Annotated in this window: 4 protein-coding genes; all 4 read left to right on the top strand. The window is 61.5% G+C overall.

Going from position 1 to position 4132, the window contains the following annotated elements; translation table 11 throughout:
• Window positions 1–444 precede the first annotated feature (444 nt).
• Window positions 445–972, top strand: coding sequence for a transcription antitermination factor NusB (nusB, locus tag GXY33_12340; GenBank protein NLX05920.1), 528 nt, complete (start codon window positions 445–447; stop codon window positions 970–972).
• Complete coding sequence (gene ftsY, locus GXY33_12335) at window positions 972–1913, top strand: signal recognition particle-docking protein FtsY (GenBank protein NLX05919.1); 942 nt, start codon at window positions 972–974, stop codon at window positions 1911–1913. Before nusB ends, ftsY begins: the two co-directional genes overlap by 1 nt.
• Window positions 1914–2012: 99 nt before the next feature.
• On the top strand, window positions 2013–2912 hold the full coding sequence (locus tag GXY33_12330) for an amino acid aminotransferase (GenBank protein NLX05918.1): 900 nt from the start codon (window positions 2013–2015) through the stop codon (window positions 2910–2912).
• Between the two features lie 220 nt (window positions 2913–3132).
• On the top strand, window positions 3133–4132 hold a 1000-nt coding region (locus GXY33_12325; GenBank protein ID NLX05917.1), incomplete at its 3' end, for a hypothetical protein.

The following is a 4132-nucleotide window of genomic DNA, read 5'->3' as shown; positions in this document are numbered from 1 at the left end:
CTCGGCCCGCCTCACCCTGACTACCTGACCACCCGACCACCTGACCCCCTGTTTTCCCACCGCCCTCAGCCCGCCCCGCCTTCTCCCGAATCCCCAACCCCAACCCCCGAATCCCCATTCCCCCCTCAGCGTCTCCGCGCCTCCGCGGGAAACCTCCCTCCGCCTCTAAGCCGCCTCCGGCGGCCCATTCTGCACTCTGCATTTTGCCTTCTGCATTTTGCCTTCGCCTTGCGTACCGGACGCCCGGACTCCCGGATTTCCTGACCCCCTGATTCGCTGACCCCCTGACCTGCGGACTCCCGGCCCCCCCTTTTTCCCCACCCCCCGCTTGCAGTCAGCCACCCCCGTGAGTACACTTATCTACCAGAATTGGCCCGCCGCATGGGACTAGCATCCGGAGACTCGCAGCGGGCGGACAGCTTTGAAAAAAACGGTTGCCATAGCATGATTGACAATACTAAAGACGACGTGCCCAGCGACTGGCGGGCCCTTGCCCGTTCGCTGGCCCTTCAATGTTTGACCCAACTGGACGTCCAGGGCGACGATTTCCTCCAGGACGTCCCAGCCTTCATCGCCGACGCCCAGGTCTCAAGCGAGATTATGACCCTCGCCTCCGACCTCGCCCACAAGGCTTGGGAAACCCGAAAAACCAGCGACGAACTCATCGGCAAGACCGTCAAGCACTGGCAGCTCCAGCGGATCGCCCTCGTCGACCGGGCCGTCCTGCGACTCGCCGTCTCCGAATTGCTCAACCGACCCGAAGTCCCGATCAAGGTCATCCTCGACCAGGCCATCGAACTCTCCAAACGATACTCGACCGCCGAATCGCCCCAATTTATCAACGGCGTCCTCGACGCCATCGCCCGATCGCTGCCCGAAGTCATCGAGCTGCGCAACCCACAGACCCGAGTCGGCGCAACCGCCCCGGAACCTGACGATCAGGATTGGTCGGCCAAGGAGGTGCAAGAGTAATGGCCTTCGCACTGTTCAAACGCCTCAAGGACGGGCTCACCAAAACCCGCACCCGACTCACCTCCGCCCTCTCAGCCGTCCTGCGGGTCGGCCGTAAAATCGACAAGGACCTCCTCGAAGACCTCCACGACACCCTCATCGCCGCCGACCTCGGCGTCGCCAGCACCGAAAAAATCATCGCCGACCTCGAAGCCGCCTACAAAGCCGGCAAAATCAAACAGGCCCAGGAAATCCTGCCCTACCTCAAACAGGAACTCAAAGACTACTGGCCCGACGCCGACCGACGACTCGCCAAAGCCGACACCGGGCCCACCGTCGTCCTCGTCGCCGGTATCAACGGCTCCGGAAAGACCACCAGCGTCGCCAAAATCTCAAAGTACCTCAACGACCAGGGCCACCGCGTCATCCTCGGCGCCTGCGACACCTTCCGGGCCGCCGCCATCGAACAGCTCACCATCTGGGCCCAGCGCGTCGGCGTCCAGATCGTCCACCATCAGGCCAACAGCGACCCCGGAGCCGTCGCCTTCGATGCCTGCGAAGCCGCCAAATCACGCAAGGCCGACTACCTCGTCATCGACACCGCCGGACGCCTCCACACCCAGGACCACCTCATGCGAGAACTCGAAAAAATCCGCCGCGTCGTCGCCAAGCAGATCCCCGGCGCGCCCCACGAGGTCCTCCTCGTCCTCGACGCCACCACCGGCCAGAACGCCCTCAATCAGGCCCGAATGTTCAAACAGGCCGCCGACGTCACCGGAATCATGCTCGCCAAACTCGACGGAACCGCCCGCGGCGGAATCGTCGTCGCCATCCGAGACCAGGTCGATATCCCCGTCAAATTCATCGGCGTCGGCGAAACCCTCGACGACTTCGAACCCTTCGATCCCGCCCGTTTCGTCGATGCCCTCCTCGGCAATTCCGATGAAGCGCCAACCCAATAGCAACAACCCAAACAAGGTCAAGAAAACCGCCGGCAGACGCCGAAGAATCTCCAGGGGTCGCCGGTCCTGTTTTTCCCCGGCCCTCAAGGATGATTGGACGTGACGATGACACTGACTCCCCCTTCCGTAAAAACCCACCTGCTCCTGACCATGATCCAGGGCCAGATCGTTTCACCCGATCACGCCGTGGTCAGCGCCCACGATCGCGGGCTGACTTTCGGCGACGGCGTGTACGAAGCCCTGCAGTCCTACGCCGGCAAACTCTGGGGCATCGAACAACACTTCCAGCGACTCGCGCGCAGCCTGCGCGAAATCCAAATCGACAACGTCGATCTAAACCAGGTGCGCCAATGGGTTTTCGAAGCGTTTGACGCGGTGGATCATGCCAACTGTCTGGTGTACTTCCATATTACCCGCGGCTGCGCTGCGCGGGCGCATGTGGTCGATGAGCCGATGGAACCGCAGTTTCTGCTGACCATCAAACCGGCCTACGACAACACCAGCAAGGTCGTAAACGGCATTGCCGCCATCAGTTATCCCGATATTCGCTGGAAACGCTGCGACATCAAGTCGTTGAATTTGCTGCCGAACGTGATGGCGCGGCGCGAGGCGTACCGGCGAAAAGCGGGTGAAGCGATCTTCGTCGACGAGGGTGTGGTGACGGAAGGTGCTGTCTCCAATGCATTTGCGATCATTGGGGACAAATTGGTGACCCGGCCGCTGGGCCGGGAGATTTTGCCCGGGGTGACCCGTCAGGTGGTGCTGGCGGTGGCCAGGCGGGTGGGACTTCCGATCGAGGAGCGGCCTTTCAGTTTGGCCGAAGCCTTTGGGGCGCAAGAGCTTTTGGTGTCGGGGACGGGCGAGGAGATCCGGGGGATCGTGCGGCTTGACGAGAAGCCGATCGGGGACGGCAAGCCGGGTCTGTGGACGCGGAAGATCATCGATTACTTTGTCGATTACACGCGATCGGGCGCGTCGTTTGACGACCTGGCGAGGTGACGCGAATTGATATGATGATATGGTTGTCATACAAATTTCGTGCGCGCCGGCAGTAATAATTCCCGACGATAGTCCATCAGTTTTGCTACTGCCGTTCTCTCCCTGCCTGTTGAATTTGTCCTGCCCATTTTTTCCCTGATCTGGTAAGATGGGACGTACCGTTGGGGACGGGGGGTGCATCCGTCCATCGAACACGTATTCGCTTGACGGAGATCGTGTCATGGGAAAGAAGGCTGTGCTTACCGGGTGGGGGTTGGTGGTGCGCTTTGCGGTTGGAGCGGTTTGTCTGGTGGTAGTTTTGACGGGGTTGGGATGTTTGTTTGAGGTGGTTGTTCCGCCGCCGCTGGAGATCCCGCTGTATTTCCGGGCGCAGCCGATTCTGGAGGCCAGTGCGACGATCGATACCTCGGGCGAGGGGTACGTGTTGCTGGCGGACATTGACGGGGATGGGGATTTGGATGGGGTGTCGGGATTCGATTCGGATGAGGCGGTGATTCTCAACGGGCAGGTGACGTTTGACCAGTGGGTCAACTCGGTGATTGCCTTTGGGTATGGCGACGTGTTGAGTCTGGCGGCTGTGGATTTGGATCGGACGCCGCAGTTGGATGTGTTGGCGGCGACGGATGAGGGGAACGTGGTGGTGCTGCTGGCGCCGACGTTCGCGAACAGCGGCGGGGTGTGGGACGCCTCGGTGCTGGAGAATCCGGTGGCGGTTTCGGAGTGGCGGGACGTGAAGGCGGCGGATTTGAACGATCAGTCGCCGGTGGAGATTGTGGCGGCGAGTCCGACGGATGACGTGATTGTGCTGTGGTATACGAGCGCGCTGGTGACGTCGGCTGGGGTGTATGAGCCGTTTGTGATCGCGGAGACGCCGGGGTTTGGTTATGAACGGCTGGCGGTGGCCGATCTGGACGAGGATGGGGATTTGGATATTGTCGCGGTGGGTCGGACGGCGGGGATGATCTGGCTTGAGAATCCGGGCGCGGAGAACATTCTGGAGCCGTGGCGGATTCGGACGATCACACTGCGGACGGGATTGACGCGGGTTCTGGCGGTGAATGTCGATCCGCAAGCCGATGCGGATATTGATATCGTGGCGACGGATCGGGCGGGCGGGAGCGTGTACTGGTATGAGAATCCGGGATCGCCGCGGCTGCAGGGGTTTGCGGAGCATCTGTTGACGGTGGTGTCGCCGTCGCAGCCGGATGCGCTGTCGGCTG

Source organism: Phycisphaerae bacterium (assembly GCA_012729815.1).
Taxonomy (GTDB): domain Bacteria; phylum Planctomycetota; class Phycisphaerae; order JAAYCJ01; family JAAYCJ01; genus JAAYCJ01.
This window is presented reverse-complemented; position numbering and strand designations above follow the sequence as displayed.